Genomic DNA, 18,038 nt, shown 5'->3' on the forward strand with positions numbered 1-18,038 from the left:
TTCTGGACCGTTCAGGCCCGGGCCGGCTGGGCCAGGACGGTGTGGAACGACGCGGCGATCGCGGTCCGCGTCCCCAACCCGGTCCGTTCCTTGATCGCCGCGATGTGCTTGTCGACCGTCTTCTCGGTGATCCCGAGCGCCTCGCCGATGTCCACGTTGCTCGCGCCCGCCGCGATCAGCGCCGCCACCTGGCCCTGCCGCAACGTCAGGTACACCGGCTCGGCCGACGTCCCGGCCGCGGCACCGAGCGAGACCGGCAGCGACACCGTCGCCAGGTCCTCGCGGCGGGTCAGCCCGAGGGCCCGCAGCGCGCTCGCCACGTACCCCTCGACCGTCCGCACGCCGAGGAACAGCGCCGCCGCGATCTCCCGGTTGGTGCGGCCGGCGGCGGCGAGCGTCGCGACCTCGAGCTGCCGGGTGCTCAGCAGTCCCTCGGCCGCGGCCACCGGCGTCCGGAACAACTGCACCGCCCGGGTCCGGACGGCGGCGACGCGCGCCTCGCTGGCGTAGGCGTCGAGGTTGGCGAGGGCGCCGAGCGCCGCGTCCCGGCGACCACGGCGGACGGCGTCGGACAGCAGCAGCCAGCGGGTCCGGAAGATCTCGAACCCGTTGCCCAGATCCTCGACGACCGGCGCCTCCTGGACGGCGACGCCGGACCGCAGCGCTCCCATCCGCTCCCGCACGATGAGCACGTACGGCGACGGCATCATGTGCTCGACGACGCGACGCAGCCGCTCCGCCTCGGCGTCGTCGCCGTCGGCCACGGCCGCCGCGAAGAGCATCTCGGCGATCAGCGCGCGGTCGGAGTTGGTGAGCACCAGCTCGTCGATGCCGCCGTCGGCGAGCACGATCCGCCGGGCGCCATCGGCGTCACCGACGCTGGTCAGGACGATCGCCATCTCCATCAGCACCGAGTGCCCGAGCGACCGCCGTCCCTCCCGCCAGTCGCCGAGCAGCAGCAGCCGCTCCAGCTCGGACATCGTCGCGCCGCCGTCGGGCAGCCGCTCGCGCGACATCACGGCGAGCACGTGCTGCACCGAGCGCGCGTGCATCCACCACGACCAGTTGCCGGAGTCCTCGAAGCCGGTCAGCGCCCGCTCGATCAGCCCCGCCGCGTCGGCCACCCGCAGTTGCGTCGTGTAGCTGCAGCCGGTGGTGTGGTCGAGGAACGGCCCGATCGCGCAGAGCCCGGCCCGCTCCGCCGCGCGCCGGGCGGCGTCGGCCACGGCCAGCGCCTCGACGACCAGCGAGTGCGCCAGCGACAGCGTCGGCACCCAGTAGAGCAGGTCGATCGCGTCCAGGATCTCGTCCGGCTCGCCACGCTCCAGCAGTTCCAGGAGCCCGATCCGGGCCTGCTCCTCGAGCGACAACTGCTCCGCCCAGTCCGCGGCCGTCGGCGCCGCCGTCCAGCCACCGGCCGGCTCGACGCCGTCCATGACGAGGCGATGGAACGCGACGGCGACGAGGGCGCGGACGCGGGTCGCGGCGGACCCGCCCGCGGGCGGCGGCCCGGCCACGGGCGGCGGCCCGGCCACGGGCGGCGGCCCGGCCTCGGGCGCCGCATCGAGGTTCAGCGTGAACGCGCCGAACGCCGGCTCGAACGCCACCCCGAGCTGCTGCTGCACCTCGACGTCGCGGCACAGCGCCGCGTCGGTGAGCGTCGGCAGGACGGCGGTGAGCCGCTCGTGCGCCGGCCGTTCCCGCCCGCTGAGCTGCTCGTACCGCGCCAGCCGCAGCACGCCGCGGGCGGACGTCGTCAGCGCAGCCGCCACGTCACCGCGGGTGAGCGCCGGCAGCGACCCGCCCGCGAGCACGGCGCCCTCGCCGTCGACCAGTCCCCGCCTCACCGCCGCCGCCGAGAAACCGTGGAAACCCCCATGCCCGGACGGCGGCATGCGTAGGAACCCCACTCGCCCATCCCGTGTCCCCTCCCTACGGTCGAGCCCGTGACTTCGACGACCCCTGCCCGCTTCCGGGCCACTGCCACCTGCGCCGTTGCCACGGTGCTCGTCGCGCTGACACTTCCGGCCACACCCGCCCAAGCCCTCGGCCTGACCTGCCGCTGGACCGGAGCCGGGGGCGATGCTAACTGGTCCACCGCACAGAACTGGGCCGATTGCGCGGGCGGGGCTCCGGGCGACGCCGACGGCGTCGTCTTCGGGCCCGGTGCGGCCGGCCAGGAGGCCGTCAACGACCTCGGCGGCACGACGTTCAGCGTGCTGCGGGTCGAGGCGCCCGGCTACGAGCTGTCCGGCGACGACATCGAGGCGCACTTCTTCACCGTCTCGGCGCCGACGACGCTCGCGACCGGCCTGGAGATCCCGTCCAGCGCGGGCGAGCACCTGCACCACGTCACCGCCGATCTCACCATCGAGGCGCCGCACCAGCTGCGGTTCACGCAGGCGGCGAACGCGACGGACATCGTCCAGCTGGAGGACGGCGCCACGCTCGCGGCCCGCATCGGCGGCGACGACGAGGCGCTGCGGTTCCGCGGCGACGGGATCGTCGCCCTCCGCGGCTCGACGTACGCGGGGACGATCGGGCTGGAGGATTCCGTCACGGTGCGATGCGGAGGGACGGACTGCGGCGGCGCGGGCGGCGCCGTCACCGTCGTCGAGGAGGCGACGCTGGAGTTCACCGGCGACACCGAGTTCCAGCGGCCCATCACGCTCGGCAACGGCGGGGTCCTCGGGCCGTACTCGCTGGTCGCGGGGCCGCACGCCGTCACGCTCGCCGAGCCGGTGACGCTCGGCGCGTACGTGCACGTGCGGGGCGGCACCGGCGGCGATCCGCTGTCGTTCGCCGGCGACCTGCACGTCGGCGACGGTGTGCTCGCCCTCGACGGCGACGCCGTCGTGCCGCAGTTCGCCAGCCTGACCAGCGACCCGAACGGCGAGGTGCTGGTCGGGACGGCGCACGGCCCGGGGCGCCTGAGCATCGATGAGGGCCAGTTCGGCCACGAGGGCCTGACGGCGGTCAACGGCGCGGAGTCGCTGCTCGTGGTGAACGACGCGCTCGCCCTGGGGCCGGCGGGGTCGGGCATGACGACGGCGTACGACGGCGCGGTCGTGGGCACCGAGGACACGATCACGCTCGACGAGGAACTGCGGGTCGGCGACCAGTCGGTGCTGGCCACGCTCGCGCCCGGGGCGAGCCTGACGGTGACCGACGTCGCGCTGACGAACGGCGGCGGGCGGGTCGAGACCCGGGCCACGCCGTCGGTCGTCGACCTGGTGTCCGTCGGGGGCTCCGGTGACCTCGCGTTGGCCAGCGCGGGCATCGACGCGCCGATCATCTTCAGCGACGGCGGGTCCAGCACGTACGACGGACTGACGGTCGCCGAGAGCGGCGCCGTCTCGCTGCACCGTGACACGTCCGTGCCGGGCGACTTCGAGATTCAGGACGCGCACGTGACGACCGTCCACACCGGCCACGCCGACCTGCACGACCTGATCCCGGACAGTGCCGAACTGTCGATCACCGGCGGCGGGATGTTCGTGCTCAACGACAACGAGGCAGTCGGTTCCTTGGCCGGGTCCGGCGCGGCCGGTTCGGTGCTGCTGGTCGACGCGGCGTCGGCGCTGTCCGTCGTGGGCTCCGCGTCGACGTCGTTCGACGGCGACCTGCGGGGTGCGGGGACGCTGCGGCACGGCGGCTCCGGCTCGCTGGTGCTGGGCGGCGACTGGACGCAGAACGCCGCCGGGTCGCGGCTGTCTGTGGCCGGCGGTTCGGTGGCGGTCGACGGCGACCTGGGCCTGACGGCGGCTTCGGTGCAGGGGGTGCTGCGCGGCGCCGGGACGGTGGGGTCGCTGGCGCTTTCCGGCGGGACGGTCGCCCCCGGGGCGTCGGCCGGCTGTCTCACCGTCAATGACGAGTTCACCGGTGATGGCACGGTGGCGGTCGAGCTCGGTGGGTATTCGGCGTGCGACGGGTTCGACCGGATCGCCACCTCGTTCCAGACCCTCGGCGACGTCACCTGGGACGTGACGGTGCTCGACGGGTTCGCCCCGGTGGAGGGTGACGAGTTCGCCGTCGTGACGACGTCCGGGCCGGGCAGTACGGATCTGGCGGCGCAGGAGGTCACGTCCGGCGAGTACACGTTCGACGCGGTGTGGGACGGGACCGACGTACTCCTCCGCGTCACGTCCGCCCCCGACCTGCCGCCCACGCCGTCCCCGTCGCCGTCGCCCGATCCGACCGACGGCCCGGGCGACGAGTCGGGGTCCGAGTCGGGGAGCGGTTCGGATTCCGGTTCGGAGGCTGGGTCGGACGACGGCTCCGGCGTGGGCGACGACGACCCGGGCGAGGGCGACCTGCTGCCGGACACCGGGGTGTGGACGCTGGGTGGTGTCGCGCTCGCCGGGCTCCTGCTCGCCGCCGGACTGCTGGCCCTGCGTGCGCGCCGCCGCGCCATGGGCGCCGCCTGACCGTCCCGACTGGCCGGAACGGGCGGGCGCTGCCCGACGCCCCGGCCTGGGGCGGCGCAGCGCAGCGCCATGCTCCGAAGCGCCGACCCTGCCCCACCCGGCAGGGTCGGCGTGCTCGTGCCAGCACCCGGGGCGGCGTCGCCGTCACCGCCGCCCACGCGATGGCGTCGGCGCATGCGCGTGGGCCTGGCCGCGTGCCAACCCCGCCGGCGTCGCTACGCTGCGCGCCGGCGGCGTAGACGAGCGTCAACGCGTCGGACCGGCACCTGCCAGCACCCGAAGTCATCGCGCGGCGTGTCCAGTGGGCGTGCTCAGCGTTCCAACGTCGGCCGCGCAGCGCGTCCGGCCGACACGTCAGCCCACCCGCGTCAGGACCACGCCCCGGCCGCTGCGGCCTCCCGCACGACGTCGCGGAAGTCGCGCGGCGGGCGGCCGAGGGCGCGTTCCACTCCGTCGGACAGGTGGGCGTCGATGCCGCGGCGGATCGGGCCGATGAGGCTCACGTACTCGTCGGCGTCGGCGGCGGGCCAGCCGTCGTTCACCAACTCGCGGACGAGGTCGTCATGGTCGACGTGGGTGTAGCGGACGTCGCGGCCAGACGCCGCCGCGATCTCGGCGGCCGCCTCGGCCATCGTGACCGCGCGCGGGCCGGACAGCTCGTACGTCTGCCCGACGTGGCGGTCCTCGGTCAGCGCTGCCACAGCGACCGCCGCGATGTCATCGGCGTCGACGTAGCTCGCGGCGCCGTCGCCGGCGGGCAGCCGCAGCTCACCGGCCAGCACCGAGTCGCGGAAGAAGCCCTCGCTGAAGTTCTGGGCGAACCAGCCCGGCCGCAGGATCGTCCACTCGACCGCGGCCGGGCGCAGCGCCGCCTCGCCGTCGATGTGCGCATTGCCTTCCATCAGGTGCGGCGGCAGATAGTCGGGCACGTCGACGCCGCGGCCGGAGAGCAGCACGATCCGCTCCACCCCGCTCTTGATCGCGACATCGACGAAAGGCCGCGTGACCGGAGCGGCGTCGTACGGGACCACGAACGCCGAGCGCACGCCGTCCAGCGCGGCCGGCCAGCTGGTCTCGTCGGTCCAGTCGAACGGCGTCGCGCTGGTGCGGCTGGCCGGGCGGAACGGCACCCGGAGGTCGTCGAGGCGAGCGGCGACCCGGCGGCCGACCTTGCCGGTGGCGCCGGTGAGGAGAATCGTCATGCCGCCAGCCAACCTCGCTCTCGGTGGACGCTGAATGGTCCAGACACTCTGATTCATGCGACATCGTCTACGGTGATGGGATGGATCACCTGACCGACCTGCTCGACGACGTGCGGGCGAGCGGCGCGCTGATCGGGCGGACGGTGCTCGACTCGCGCTGGTCGGTGCGGTTCGCAACAGGCGCCGAGCTGACGTTGCTCGCCGTTCTCGACGGGACCGCCTGGCTGCACCCGCTCGACGGCGACCCCGTGCGGGTCGGCACCGGCGACATCGCCGTCGTCCGCGGGCCCGAGCCGTTCACCGTCGCCGCCGGTCCCGACGCCCGCCCCGACGACGCCATCGCGCTGGCCGACTACTGCGCCAGGAGCGCGCAAGCCGGCGCCGTGGGGCGCACCTGCGACCCGGGCGCCGCCGGCGAAACGGTCGTGCTGACCGGGACGTACGACGGCGCCACCGGCATCAGCGAGCGGTTGCTCGACGCGCTGCCACGGGTGCTGGTGATCGCCGAGGACGACTGTGTGTGTCCGATGCTCGACCTCGTGGCCGACGAGATCGCCGCGGACCGGCCGGGCCAGCAGGTCGTGCTCGACCGGCTGCTCGACCTCATGCTGGTCTCGACGCTCCGCGGCTGGTTCGAGCGGCCACAGGCATCGGCGCCGCACTGGTACTCGCCGCTGGACGATTCGACGGTCAGCCAGGCACTCCGCCGCCTCCACGACGATCCCGGTCACGGGTGGACGGTCGGCTCGCTCGCCGCCGCGACGGGGGTGTCCCGGGCGCTGCTGGCCCGCGACTTCACCGCCCGCGTAGGCGAGTCGCCGATGAGCTACCTCGCCGGCTGGCGCCTGTCGATCGCCGCCGACCTGCTGCGCGAGACTGATGCGACGGTCGAGAGCATCGCCCGGCAGGTCGGGTACGGGAGCGCGTTCGCGCTCAGCGCCGCGTTCAAGCGACGCCGCGGGCTGACGCCGTCGCAGCATCGAGCGATCGCCCGCCCGGCTCCCGAACCGACCCGCCGCGCGCGCAACGCCGCCGGCTGACGCGCTCTTCGCCGGGCGCCCAGTCGCTGAGGCCGGGCTCGATGCGGTCGAACGGCGTCGTCGTGTCGCCTGCCACGCCCCGGGCGACCACAGCCCGGGCCCAGGCCGGCGAGGGCCATCCGGCACACCCACCGCTGGCCTGGGTACGGGTCCGGGCACGGCCGGCGGATGGAGTCCGTCAGCCACCCGCACCACCCCGGCGCACTGGTCTCTCCCAGCGCCAGGCTTCGACCACACGGCGCGCCCGTCGCTGCCGGTACCGGCCTCGTCGACACGGTGCACCGGTACCGGCGTTGGACCCGGCAGCGCGCGTCCATTTCGTCGTCAGGTCATCGTCATCTCGTCCTTCCTTGTCAACGGTCCACGTCTGGCGGCCTCCAGGGGTCAGCGCATCGGCAGCACCTGCCGTGCGGCACAGGCGGTCCGGGTGAGGTCCCGGAAGTCGACCTGTTCACCGCCACCGAAGACGCGGACCGCGACCCCGGGTGCGGCGAGCCAGAAGAGCTCCCCGACGTCGGTGAAGCCGGGGCCGTCGGGGTGGGCGAACGGCTCGGTGGCCCAGCTGATGGGATCCCGCTCGAGGTACTCGACCAGGAAGCCCCGCAGCGCCGCCGCATCGGTGAACGCCGGGCTGCGCATGACCGTGACCTGGAGGTCGACCCGGTAGGAGTCGTCGGGGTACGGGCCGGACTCCCAGACCCGCGACCGGAAACCGACGTCGTCCCACTCGTACTCGAAGTCGGTGACGAGTGGGCCGATGCCCGGCGGCACCCAGCCGAGCGCGAAACCGTCGAGCAGCTGGCGGTGCCGGGGCGGCGGGGTGGGTCTGCAGTCGACCGTCCAGCCCGGGACGGAGGCCGTCTTCATCGGCGCTCCGGCGGCCGGCGCCGCGCCCGTCGCCGCCGTGCCCGTCACCGCCACCTCCGTCGCTGCCGCCACGCCCGTCACAGCCTCCGTGACCGTCGCGGCCGCCGCACCCCTCACCACCGCCGCGGGTCTCGGTGCGGCCCGAGCCGGCCCGGGCTCCGTCACCACACGCACCGGCGGTTGTCCCGTCGCCGCCCCCGCGGCCAGCGGACTCTCCGCCGGCCCAGCCGTGCCCCACACGGGAGCGGCGACCGCTCCTGCGACCACGGCCGCGACCGTCACGCCGCACACGGCGGCACCCTTGATGAGCTGCATGAATAGCGTCCTCTCCGACGAAACCGACGAGGCTTGGCACCTCGGTCCGACCGCTCCCGGCCGGACCCCTTCATCGTTCGCCGAACCGGCCTCCGCCCGCTCCCGCCGAACCCGGAATTGTGGACAAGTCGGCAGATCGGAGTGGGCTGTGGACAAGGCCCGTCCGCGTGGCGTCTCCACGGTCAGGAACCGGGGGCGGCTACGATCCGCTGTGATCGACAAGTCTCTGGGGGGAGGCGGCGTGTGGGCGCTCTCCAGGCCCCCGGCGCCTCAATGGGTGCGGGAGTAGGGAATCGATGCCGCTGACGCTGCGCTATGCCGCGCGTTCCGACGTCGGCCTGGTCCGGGAGGGCAACGAGGATTCCGGCTACGCCGGCCCGTACCTTCTGGCCGTCGCCGACGGTATGGGCGGCCACGCAGCGGGTGAGGTCGCCAGCCGGGCGGCCATCGACGAACTCGTCAACGCCGATCAGCTGCCCGATGGCGACCCGATCGACGTCCTGTCGGCCGCCGTCAGCGCCGCGAACGGCCGCATCGACGACATGGCGCGCGCCGATCCGTCCCGCGCCGGCATGGGCACGACGTCGACGGCGCTGCTGTGGAACGGCGTGCAGCTGGCGCTCGGGCACATCGGCGACTCCCGCGCTTACCTGCTACGCGACGGGTCGCTGACGCAGATCACCCGCGACCACACGTTCGTCCAGTCGCTGGTCGACGACGGCCGGATCACGCCCGAGGACGCCCGCGAGCATCCCGCGCGCTCCGTCGTGACGAAGGTGCTGCAAGGGCTGTCGCCGATCCACCCGGATTACTCGATCATCGACGTGCAGGCCGGCGATCGGCTCCTGATCTGCAGCGACGGCCTTTCCGACGTCGTCACCGACCAGGAGATCGAGGCGGCGCTGGCCCGCGCCCACACCGTCGACGACGCGGCCGGCCAGCTCGTCGCGATGGCCCTCGACTCCGGCGCGCCCGACAACGTCACCGCGGTCGTCGGCGAGATCGTCGAGGCCGACGGCACGGACACGGCGACCGAGTCGTACGTCGTCGGATCCGCCGCCGAGAGCCTCGAGGACGCCCAGCCGTCTGAGTCGCCGCACGATGCCGAGACCATGCGCTACGCGCCCCGTGCCCGACGGCGCCGGCGGCGGCGCTGGCTGCGGCCGGCCATCGCGGTCGCCGCGGTGATGGCGGTCGGCTGGGCCGGCCTGACGTTCGCCAACGGCTGGGTCCGCGACCAGTACTACGTCGGCGTCAGCAACGGTCAGGTGGCGATCTACCAGGGCGTCCGGCACGAGCTCGGCCCCGTGCACCTGTCTGAGCTGTACGCGGTGCCCGGCGGCCTGCCACTCGACGCGTTGCCGACGGTGTATCGCCACGAGGTCGGCGCGACCATCGCCGCCAGCGACCTCTCCGACGCCGAGCAGGTGATCGACACGCTGCGGCTGCGCGCCTGCCGGGCGCACCAGCGCGAGGCCTCCGAGACCACCGAGACCGACAACGGCGACGGCGACGAATGGCTCGGCGACGAGGTCGGCTTCCCCGGGCTGCTCTGCGCCGGGTAGGCGCGGGTTGCTCGGCCGGGACGCGCGCGGCTCGCTCGCGCCGTCTGCGGACGGGGCGCGGCGTCCCGCGAGCACCGTCAGACGAGCACGACCTTGCCCGTCGTCTGCCGGGACTCGAGGGCGGAGTGGGCGTCGGCGGCGCGTTCGAGCGGGAACCGGTGCACCAACGGGACCAGCCGGCCGGCGGCGGCTTCGGCGAGCGCCCGCGTCTCCAGTCCGCGCAGGAATCCGGGCCGCCCGACCTGGTGCCGGCTGATCGGCCACGACGCCGTCAGGGCACGCTCGACGAGGTCGGAGGAGGCGAAGGGGAGGATCTCTCCGGACGACCACCCGAACATGACGAGCCGTCCGCCGGCGCCGAGGAGGTCCATGGCCGCGAGTCCGAGCGGGCCGCCGACGCCGTCGAGGAGCAGGGTCGGGGCGAGCGGGCCGAGGGCGGCGCGGACGTGGTCCGGCCAGGCCGGATCGGTGTAGTCGACGGCGTGCGTGGCGCCGAGGTCGCGGACCTGCCGCACCTTCGCCGGACCCCCGGCCGCCCCGACGACGACGGCGCCGGCGTTGCGCCCCGCCTGGACGAGGAGGCTGCCCACCCCACCCGCCGCGGCCGTGACCAGAACCACGTCATCGCTGGTCAGGAAGGCGCGGTCCAGGACACCGACCGTCGTCCGCCCGGTCCCGATCATCGCCACCGCGGCGTCGGCGCCGAGCCCGTCCGGCAGCACGTGCGCCGACTCGGCCGCCACGACCGCCAGCCGCGCGTACCCGGCGCTGGCCTGACCGAGGTGCGCCACGACCCGCCGGCCCACCCACGCCGGGTCGACGCCGTCGCCCACGGAGTCCACGGCGCCGGCGACCTCACGGCCGGGGATCGCCGGCAGCGCCGGCAACGGCAGCGGACCGCCGCCGCCCTGACCCGAGCGCAGCGTCGTGTCGATCAGGTGCACGCCGCTGGCCTCGACGGCGACGCGCAGCTGGCCGGCCGCCGGCACCGGATCGGGCACCTCCTCGTAGCGCAGGTTCTCGGCCGGGCCGAACTCGTGCAGACGGATCGCGTGCATCAGGGTCCTCCGCGTCGTGGCGCCGCCGACCGAATCAGCAGGCGCGGCGCCCGTTGGCTTCGCATGCTGTCACCGCTACGCTAAAACCTGAATCTAAGTTGAGGTCAAGTCGAGGAGCCGCCGCCGTGGACACCGTCGCGTGGAACAAGTCCGAGCTGACCGTCGGCGAGCTGTCCCAACGCAGCGGCGTCGCGGTGTCGGCGCTGCACTTCTACGAGCGGCAGGGCCTGATCACGTCCCGGCGCACCTCGGGCAACCAGCGACGATACAAGCGTGCGGTGCTGCGACGGGTCGCGCTGATCCGCATCGCCCAGCGAGTCGGTATCCCGCTCGCCGAGATCAACCACGCGTTGGCCTGCCTGCCCGACGGCCGCACGCCCAATCAGAAGGACTGGGCGGAGCTGTCCTCACAGTGGCAGGCCGACCTCGACGCACGCATCCGGCGGCTGCAGCAACTGCGCGACGACTTCACCGACTGCATCGGCTGCGGCTGCCTGTCGCTGCGCAACTGCAGGCTGGCGAACATGCACGACGAGCTGGGGGAGCACGGTCCGGGACCGCGGCGGCTGATCGAGGACGACGACGGGGTCTGCTGCGACTGACCGGCCGGCCGAGGTACGGCGACCCGGCAACCCGGCGACACAGCCGGCCGACGGCCAGGCGGTCAGCCGTCCGACCCTCCCGCACCGGCGATGACCTGCTCGCACGCCAGCAGCAGCACCCCGGCGCTCCACGCGTGCGACAGCGTCAGCACCATGCCCTTCGGCTGGAAGCACTCGGTCTGGTAGTAGCGCTCGGTGATCATGCCGCGGTACGAGTTCAGCTCACCGTCGGCGGTCGCGAGCAGTTGGCGGAAGCAGTCCAGCGCCTCGTCGGCGCGCTCGCGATAGTGCGGGTCGCCGGTCGCGGCGGAGAGCTCGGCGAGCTCGCGCGTGCATACCAGCCCGTACGCGTGCAGATGCTGGTTGGACGGCGACGCCTGGTCGCCGCCGCGGGTGGCGAAGCCGTAGACGCCGAGCGGCGTGCGGGGGGCGAACCGCACGTTGTAGGTGTAACGAAACGTCAGCATCCAGTCCGCGGCCCGGCGCGCAAGCGAGAGCCAGCGCGGGTCGCTCGTCCGCCGGTGCAGCGCCACGTACGCCATGACCGCCGCGTAGCCGTCCTCCGACGTCGGCGCGAGGTCGACGTCCTCGGGGGCGCCATGGATGAACTCGCGCTCGACGAACCGCGCGTAGTACTCGCCGGCCCGGACGGCGGCCGCCAGGTACGAGCCGTCGTCGTCGAGACGAGCGGCCGAGCAGAACGCCGCGATCCAGGTCAGCCCGGACGCGCCGGCCCACGACAGCACCCGTCCGTCGGCGGCGTCATGGACGGAGCCGAGGTTGCCGTCGGCGCGCTGCCGGTCGCGGACGACGTCCAGGTTGGACCGCGCCGCGGCCGCCCAGGTCGCACGCTCGTCGACCTCCAGCGCCCGCAGCAGGAACAGCGTCGCCTCGCCGAGGGTCCGCGCGTGCAGACCGCCCCGGATCGGCGTCCAGCTCTGCGTCCACCCGCCGGCCCGCTCCCACCGTCCCCAGAACGTGCCGGACGGCGACAGGTTCGCGCAGCAGAAGTCGATGACCCGCGTCGCCGCGTCCACGGCCGGCACCGACCCCGTCCGCCGGCCGTGCGCCAGCAGCGCGTACGCCCACGGGATGCCGCTCACCCAGCCGACGTGCATGGCCTGACGGTCGACGGGGCGGCCGTCGCCGCCGGTGACCTCGCGGTCGAAGCCGACGGTCTCCAGCAGCACGCCGGGATCGGGGTCGTAGTGCCAGCGGACCAGTCCCTCGGCGGCGATGTCGGCCGCCTCGGGCACCGTCACCCACGGCGTGACGGGATGCAGCGGGCGGCTCCGCTCGTGGAGGGCGCGCAGGATCGGCGCGTAGGCATGGCGGTCGGCCGGCAACGTCGCGACGACGGCCCGCAGCTCGACCCGTCCACCCGGCCCCCAGGTGTACGTCGCCGAGGTCGCGGGCAGCGGCGTCGCGGACCCGTAGTAGGTGACCGGGTCCTCGCGGAACGGGAACACGACGTGCACCTCGGCCACGTCGCCGCGATGGGCGAGCCCGACGCCGGTCGGTCCGGCCGGCGAGGTCTCGTCCGTCCCGATCATCGTCCCGCCGGACGCGCCCCAGGCGAAGGCCGCCGGGGTCGCGGCGCGGTCGGACCGGAACGACCAGTGGTCGCTGACCATGCCGGCCGGGTCGTCGGCGCCGGCCTCGAACCGCGGGAACCGGCGGTCGCAGTCGGCGGGACGGTTCTCGCCGTAGAACAGGCCGGGGATCAGCCACCACGGCTCGGCCGCGTCGGCGACGGCCGCGACCAGGCGCAGGTGCCCGGTGAACGGCGCGCTCACGGCCACGGACAGCGTGACGTCGACCAGCCCGGCAGCGCTCGGCGGCCCGGTCGTCACATCGACGGTGAACGGGCCGGCGACGACCTCGCCCGCAGTTCCGGCCGCCGCCCCCACCACCGTCCCGCCGGCGTCGATTGCCTCCAGCCGCAGGACCGGCGCCGGCTCAGTCGTCATCGGACGGCGAACCGGGAACCTCGGCGTCGACCGGCCACTCGAGCAGGTCGACGCCGACGACCGGCGCGGCGGGATCGCGCGGGACCCGGAACGTCCGCAGTTGGTACGGCCCGAAGTCCGCCTCGACGACCCGTTCGACCAGCGGCAGCGCCAGCCGCGCGGCCGTCACCGCCGTCCCCGTCGTCTCGACGGCGCGGACGATGAGGTCGGGCGCGGCCGGGTCGCCGTTCTCGCCGCCCTTGACCGCGGTGATCAGCACCGGTCCGTCGTCGGCCGCAAAGCTCCCGGTGGCGGGCAGCGAGCCGTCGTGCGAGCTCTCCAGCATCGCCCGCGGCGCCGAGCCGAGCACCGCCGCCCGCCGGGTGAGGCTCGCGGCCCGCCAGTCGCCGGCGTGCGGGACCAGCAGGTACGTGAACCGCTGCACGCCCTGGTCCTGGAACGAGTAGAAGCCGTCGGGGTCGAGCAGCCGCGGGTCGTGCCACGAGTAGACCGGGCTGCGGACCGCCGTGATGCCGATGGACGGCGACGCCCCGGCCGACGCCGGTGACACGTCGTAGCCGTGCTTGGCGTTGTTCACCACGGCGAGCCCCGCCCCGCCCGAGCTGAGGTCGACCCACGACTGCCCGGGCTCCTCGGCGCCGTCGACCGGCCGCCGCAGCGTCGCGAACGGGATCTCGTAGGTCGCCTCCGGGTCGGCCAGCGCGACCGGGAACCGCAGCTTGAGCAGGTGCGCCTGCTCGCGCCAGTCGATCGTGACCCGCACCTCGAGCTCGTCGGCACCCTGACGGAGGATGAACTCCTCGGTCATGGTGGACCGGCCCCACGACCGCTCCACCCGCAGCCGGGCCCGCTCCGGACCGCTCTCGCGCAGCACGATGCGGGTCGTCTTCATCGCCTCGCCCGGCCACGCGTAGGTCACGACGCCGTGACCCCAGGTGTCCGTCGGGTCCTCGCTGACCTGGGTGTGCTCGCCCGCGGCGCCGGCGACGAGGTCGACCCCCGTGCGCTTGTCGAGCAGGCTCGACAGCCAGCCGGTGGACGGGTCCAGCTCGGCGCGCAGCAGGTCGTTCTCGAGGACCGTCTCGGATGCGCTCAGCGTGCCCGGCGCGGCGCCATCGGCCCACGTCAGGCTGCCGGCGGTCCTGGGAAGCAGCCGATACAGGCGATAGCCCAGCGGCGGCAGGTCGGCCCGGAACACGACGGCGCCGCGGCCCTTGTCGTTCGTCGTCGCCACGGACTGGGTTCGCTGCGACGGCACCAGCCCGCCGTCCGCGTCGACCACGTGCACGCCGGTCGGCTGCACGCCGTACTGCAGCTCGATGTCGGTCGAGACCGGCCACGGGTGCGGGTTGAAGACGAGCACCGGCTGGGTGCCGTCCTCGAACGGGACGGCGACGTCGCGGGCGATGCGGTTGTGGACGCGGGTGATGATCCGCTTCGCGATGGCGACCGCCTCGCCGAGCTGGTCACGAGCGTCGTCGTAGGCCGGCTCGATCGCGGATCCGGGCAGGGTGTCGTGGAACTGGTTGAACAGGAGCTGCTTCCACGCGTGCCCCAGCTCGTCGCGCGGGTAGGCGTCGCCGTGCACGACGGAGCCGACGGCGGCCCAGCGCTCCGCCGACAGCAGCGCCGCCTGGGCCCGTCGCACCCACTGCTTGATGCCGGAGTGCGCCGAATAGCAGCCGGACGCGTGATGCTGCAGGTCGTCGCGCCAGACCCGCAGCCCGGAGGCCCTGCCGCGGGCGATCAGCTCGTCGAAGTAGCGGCGCGGCGACGACATGATCATCCTTCCGTACGAACCCCGCTGGTCGTGGCGGTGGATGGACTCGATGTTGGCCTTCGTCGGTCCGCCGCCGTGGTTGCCGACGCCGTAGAAGATCATGACATCGCCGAGCGAGCGGTCCAGCTGGCCCAGCGACTTCTCCGTCTGGTGCGCGACGTCGCCCGGCGGGCTGCAGTACTCGAACGGGATGCGGTACGCCAGCACGCGGCTGCCGTCCGGCGCCTCCCACCAGAACGCCGTCCCGTCGAGGTCGCTCTCGTGCGGGCCGGGGCGCAGGAACGTGTAGGAGTCCATCCGCTGGCCGCGCAGGACGGCAGGCAGCATGGCGTTGTGCCCGAACGGGTCCGCGTTCATGCCGACGGTCGCGATGACGCCGAACTTCTCGTGCAGATAGCGCTGCCCGTACAGGCCCTGGCGGACGAACGACTCGCCGCCGGGCACGTTGCAGTCGGGCTCGACCCACCAGCCGCCCGTCATGACCCAGCGGCCCTCGGCGACCCGCTCACGGATGCGCTCGAACAGCTCCGGATCCTGCTCCTCGACCCACGCCAGCAGCACGATCTGATCGCAGGTGAAGACGAAGTCCGGATACTCGTCCATGCGCTGGATCGCCGACCAGAACGTCGCCCGTGCCTCCTGGTAGCCCTCCTGCCACGGCCACAGCCACACCGGGTCGAGGTGTGCGTTGCCCACCATGTGCAGCGTGCGCCGGCGCATGGCCGGCGGCCGGAAGTCGTCGGTGCTCATGCGGTCGGCTCCTCCGGTGCGCTCTCGGTGCCGGCGGCCCAGGCGTCGGCGATCTCGCTGATCAGGTGCAGGGCGAGCGTGTGCATCTCCTGGATGCGCGGCGTCTGGGTGGACGGCGCCAGCAGGACGTGGTCGGCGTACGCGCGGGCGGGTCCGCCGTCACCGCCGCCGAACAGCACCGTAGTGGCGCCGTTCTTGCGGGCGGCCTCCAGCCCGGCGACGACGTTCGGTGACCGGCCGCTGGTGGTGAACGCCGCGACGACGTCGCCCGGGCGGGCCAGCGCCTCGATCTGGCGGGCGACGGTGTCGGCGTAGGTGTAGTCGTTGGCGATGCAGGTCATGACGGTGGGGTCGGTGGTGAGCGTGACGGCCGGCAGCGGCCGGCGGTCGCGGTCGTAGTGACCGATCAGCTCGCCGGTGAAGTGCTGGGCGTCGGCCGCACTCCCGCCGTTGCCGAACGTGTAGAGGACTCCGCCGGCGGCGAAGGCGCGGCAGATGAGATCGGCGACGTCGCGGATGCCGGGGAGCAGGGCGCGCATGGCCTCGGCGGCGACGACGTGATCGGCGAGGTGCCGTTCGAGCTGGTCAGGCATGGTCGTCCTCCCGTGCGGCCGACGTTTGCGGAGCGTGCGCCGCGCGGTCACCTGGCGCGTCCGCTGCGTGCGGCGCGTGCGGCGCGTGCGACCGGTCCGCCGCGTGCGGCCCGTGCGGCGCGTCCAGCCCATGCGGCGCGTCCAGCCCATGCGGCGCGTCCAGCCCATGCGGCGCGTCCAGCCCGTGCGGCGCGGCCGACGCGGCCGACGCGGCCGGTGCATGCGGCCCGTCCGCTGCGTCGAGTGCGTCCAGTGCGACGACGCCGGCGCCGACGACGCAGACGACGTCGCCGAGCCCTGCCAGCACGACGCGCGCCGCCTTCGCCGCGGGCGGCATGGCGTCGCGGGCGACCGCCTCGGCGACCGGGTCGAGCAGCATCGCGCCGGCCCGGGTGACGCCGCCGCCGAGCACGACGAGGTCCGGCTCGAACACGTTCACCAGATCGGTCACCGCCTGGCCCAGCACGTCGGTGGTCTCGGCCCAGATCTCCCGCGCGAACGCGTCGCCGGCCCGTGCCGCCGCGGCGACGTCGGCCGCCGTCAGCGACGTGGCGTCGGCGGGGTGAGGGTCGACGGTGGGGTGCGGGTCCGCAGGGCCCGGGTCCGCGGAGCGCGGGCCCGAGGGGCCGGGGTCCGCGTCGTGCGGGTCGGCTGGGCGCGGGTCCGCGGGGCGCAGGTCCGCGGGACGCGGGTCCGCGGGGCGCAGGTCCGCGGGACGCGGGTCCGCGGGGCCCGGGTCGGCAACGCGCAGGGATGAGGTCGCGCCGGCGCGCAGGCCCTCCGCCGCGCGCTCAGCGATGTTCGTCCCGGACACGTACGCCTCGAGACAGCCGCGGCGCCCGCACGAGCACGTCCGTCCGCCGGGACGGACCATGAGGTGGCCCAGCTCGCCGCCGTTGCCCGCGGCGCCCCGGTGCAGCCGTCCGTCGATGACCGCGCCTCCGCCGACGCCCGTCGAGATGGTCAGGTAGATCATCGTGCTCAGGCCGCGGGCCGCGCCGAACCGGTGCTCACCGAGCGCGGCCGCCGTCGCGTCGTTCTCGAGGTACGCCAGCACACCGAACTCCTGCCGCGTCAGCTCACCCAGCGGCACGTCGATCCAGCCCGGCAGGTGCGGCGGCGAGATGAGCACGCCGGTCGCGCTGTCGAGCGGGCCGCCGCACGAGATCCCGACGGCGGCGATCGGCTCGTCGAGCGCGGCTGCGGCGACGGCCCGGTGACCGAGGTCGAACAGCCGGCGGATGACCGTGTCCGGGCCCTCCCAGCGCCGCGTCGGCTCGACGATCAGGCCGTGCACCGCGCCGTCCGGCGTGACCACGCCGACGGCCAGCTTGGTGCCGCCGATGTCCAGCGACAGCACCGCCCGCCCCGATGCGCGGGAATCCTGCTCGTCCATCCGGTCCGCTTCTCCGTCCCCGTCTCAGGGACGTCGGCCTCGGCGCCCCGCTCCACGTGGGATCGATCCCAGGTGGCCTCCGCATCATGACAAGTGCACCCTGACCGAGTCAAGAGGGATCGTTCCCACAGGTGCATGGAGCCGGCGGTCTGAACGTGACTGCGTGAGGCCCGGAGGACGGGCGTCACCCAGGCGCAGTGCGGCGCTTCAGCCCGAGAGCGGCGCTCCAACGGGCCGGCGGTGCTCCAGGCGGCGAGCGGCGCTCCAACGGGACCGGCGGTGCTCCAGGCGGCGAGCGGCGCTCCAACGGACCGAGCGGCGCTTCAGCCCGAGAGCGGCGCTCCAACGGGCCGGCGGTGCTCCAGGCGGCGAGCGGCGCTCCAACGGGACCGAGCGGCGCTTCAGCCGGAGAGCGGCGCTCCAACGGACCGAGCGGCGCTTCAGCCGGAGAACGGCGGAGGGGTGGGCGAGGG

The 18,038-nt window shown here is 74.2% G+C and carries 12 protein-coding genes; 4 read left to right on the plus strand and 8 right to left on the minus strand.

The window, feature by feature from the left end:
- Positions 1–11 precede the first annotated feature (11 nt).
- A complete protein-coding gene (locus tag BLV02_RS22960; protein WP_069109434.1) occupies positions 12–1,847 on the minus strand; it encodes a helix-turn-helix transcriptional regulator in 1,836 nt (611 codons plus the stop codon).
- Between the two features lie 99 nt (positions 1,848–1,946).
- Between BLV02_RS22960 and BLV02_RS22965 the strand changes: the two genes are divergently transcribed.
- Positions 1,947–4,427 carry a hypothetical protein gene (locus BLV02_RS22965; protein ID WP_141711384.1) on the plus strand — a complete coding sequence of 827 codons (2,481 nt, stop codon included), beginning with the start codon at positions 1,947–1,949 and terminating at the stop codon, positions 4,425–4,427.
- Positions 4,428–4,795: 368 nt separating this feature from the next.
- On the opposite strand, the gene BLV02_RS22970 is transcribed toward BLV02_RS22965, so the two are convergent.
- Complete coding sequence (locus BLV02_RS22970; protein ID WP_069109432.1) at positions 4,796–5,629, minus strand: NAD(P)H-binding protein; 834 nt, start codon at positions 5,627–5,629, stop codon at positions 4,796–4,798.
- Positions 5,630–5,709: 80 nt separating this feature from the next.
- On the opposite strand from BLV02_RS22970, the gene BLV02_RS22975 reads away from it, so the two are divergent.
- Positions 5,710–6,669, plus strand: a complete 960-nt coding sequence (locus tag BLV02_RS22975; RefSeq protein ID WP_069109431.1) for an AraC family transcriptional regulator — start codon at positions 5,710–5,712, stop codon at positions 6,667–6,669.
- Positions 6,670–7,053: 384 nt separating this feature from the next.
- Here BLV02_RS22975 and BLV02_RS22980 read toward each other — a convergent pair whose 3' ends face one another.
- Entirely contained in the window at positions 7,054–7,608 is a 555-nt protein-coding gene (locus tag BLV02_RS22980; RefSeq protein WP_141711383.1) for a hypothetical protein, read from the minus strand.
- 539 nt (positions 7,609–8,147) lie between these two features.
- Between BLV02_RS22980 and BLV02_RS22985 the strand changes: the two genes are divergently transcribed.
- Positions 8,148–9,416 (plus strand): PP2C family protein-serine/threonine phosphatase, encoded by a 1,269-nt coding sequence (locus BLV02_RS22985; protein WP_069109429.1) that lies wholly within the window; start codon positions 8,148–8,150, stop codon positions 9,414–9,416.
- A gap of 77 nt (positions 9,417–9,493) precedes the next feature.
- On the opposite strand, the gene BLV02_RS22990 is transcribed toward BLV02_RS22985, so the two are convergent.
- Positions 9,494–10,474 (minus strand): zinc-binding dehydrogenase, encoded by a 981-nt coding sequence (locus BLV02_RS22990; protein ID WP_069109428.1) that lies wholly within the window; start codon positions 10,472–10,474, stop codon positions 9,494–9,496.
- Between the two features lie 125 nt (positions 10,475–10,599).
- Here BLV02_RS22990 and soxR point away from each other — a divergent pair, with 125 nt between their 5' ends.
- The gene (soxR, locus tag BLV02_RS22995) at positions 10,600–11,076 is read left to right on the plus strand and encodes a redox-sensitive transcriptional activator SoxR (protein ID WP_069109427.1); all 477 of its coding nucleotides are present in this window, start codon (positions 10,600–10,602) and stop codon (positions 11,074–11,076) included.
- 62 nt (positions 11,077–11,138) lie between these two features.
- Here soxR and BLV02_RS23000 read toward each other — a convergent pair whose 3' ends face one another.
- Genes BLV02_RS23000 through BLV02_RS36700 form a run of 4 tightly spaced genes read right to left on the minus strand, consistent with a single transcriptional unit; the run spans position 11,139 to position 17,565 of the window.
- Positions 11,139–13,046, minus strand: coding sequence for a YyaL domain-containing protein (locus BLV02_RS23000; RefSeq protein WP_069109426.1), 1,908 nt, complete (start codon positions 13,044–13,046; stop codon positions 11,139–11,141).
- On the minus strand, positions 13,036–15,576 hold the full coding sequence (locus tag BLV02_RS23005) for an alpha-mannosidase (RefSeq protein ID WP_083288250.1): 2,541 nt from the start codon (positions 15,574–15,576) through the stop codon (positions 13,036–13,038). Before BLV02_RS23005 ends, BLV02_RS23000 begins: the two co-directional genes overlap by 11 nt.
- Positions 15,573–16,169, minus strand: coding sequence for a D-sedoheptulose-7-phosphate isomerase (locus tag BLV02_RS23010; protein ID WP_069109425.1), 597 nt, complete (start codon positions 16,167–16,169; stop codon positions 15,573–15,575). The genes BLV02_RS23005 and BLV02_RS23010 overlap by 4 nt, the downstream gene beginning before the upstream one ends.
- Positions 16,162–17,565, minus strand: a complete 1,404-nt coding sequence (locus tag BLV02_RS36700; protein ID WP_176986538.1) for an ROK family protein — start codon at positions 17,563–17,565, stop codon at positions 16,162–16,164. Before BLV02_RS36700 ends, BLV02_RS23010 begins: the two co-directional genes overlap by 8 nt.
- Positions 17,566–18,038 lie beyond the last annotated feature (473 nt).

The sequence above is a fragment of the Jiangella alba genome (assembly GCF_900106035.1).
Classification (GTDB): Bacteria; Actinomycetota; Actinomycetes; order Jiangellales; family Jiangellaceae; genus Jiangella; species Jiangella alba.

Coding starts and splice junctions, on each gene's coding strand:
- BLV02_RS22970 (WP_069109432.1), bottom strand. CDS start 5,629: ATGACGATTCTCCTCACCGGCGCCACCGGCAAGGTCGGCCGCCGGGTC.
- BLV02_RS22975 (WP_069109431.1), top strand. CDS start 5,710: ATGGATCACCTGACCGACCTGCTCGACGACGTGCGGGCGAGCGGCGCG.
- BLV02_RS22985 (WP_069109429.1), top strand. CDS start 8,148: ATGCCGCTGACGCTGCGCTATGCCGCGCGTTCCGACGTCGGCCTGGTC.
- BLV02_RS22990 (WP_069109428.1), bottom strand. CDS start 10,474: ATGCACGCGATCCGTCTGCACGAGTTCGGCCCGGCCGAGAACCTGCGC.
- BLV02_RS23000 (WP_069109426.1), bottom strand. CDS start 13,046: ATGACGACTGAGCCGGCGCCGGTCCTGCGGCTGGAGGCAATCGACGCC.
- BLV02_RS23005 (WP_083288250.1), bottom strand. CDS start 15,576: ATGAGCACCGACGACTTCCGGCCGCCGGCCATGCGCCGGCGCACGCTG.
- BLV02_RS23010 (WP_069109425.1), bottom strand. CDS start 16,169: ATGCCTGACCAGCTCGAACGGCACCTCGCCGATCACGTCGTCGCCGCC.
- BLV02_RS36700 (WP_176986538.1), bottom strand. CDS start 17,565: ATGGACGAGCAGGATTCCCGCGCATCGGGGCGGGCGGTGCTGTCGCTG.